This is a genomic window from Citrobacter sp. TBCS-15 (assembly GCF_005280815.1).
Lineage (GTDB): Bacteria > Pseudomonadota > Gammaproteobacteria > Enterobacterales > Enterobacteriaceae > Citrobacter > Citrobacter werkmanii.
The window spans coordinates 1-385 of record NZ_SZWK01000143.1; the positions used below are offsets into that span (position 1 = coordinate 1).

Annotated in this window: 1 protein-coding gene; it reads left to right on the forward strand. The window is 34.5% G+C overall.

The window, feature by feature from the left end; genetic code table 11:
• On the forward strand, positions 1-385 hold a 385-nt coding region (locus FDW96_RS12395; protein ID WP_137365765.1), incomplete at both ends, for a DDE-type integrase/transposase/recombinase.

The following is a 385-nucleotide window of genomic DNA, read 5'->3' on the forward strand; positions in this document are numbered from 1 at the left end:
AGTTCAACGTTTAATGCGAAAGCTAGGACTTTGTATTACTTCTTTTTGGAGGAAAACACGAAAGTATAGTTCCTACAGAGGAAAAGTTGGAAAAGTCGCAAAAAATTTATTAAATAGACGTTTTAATTCCAAAGTTGTTCATCAAAAACTGGTAACTGATACTACTGAGTTTAAATACTACGATAATGGGCAAGTGAAGAAAGCTTACCTCAACCCTTATATGGATCTGTTTAATCGTGAAGTTGTCTCTTTTGAGATAAGCAAGCAACCAAACTTTATAGCAATAAGCAATGCATTAAGTAAAGCAATAGAAATCACATCTGATTGTCCTTATCGGCGTACTTTCCATTCAGACCAAGGTTGGGCTTATCAGACACCATATTAT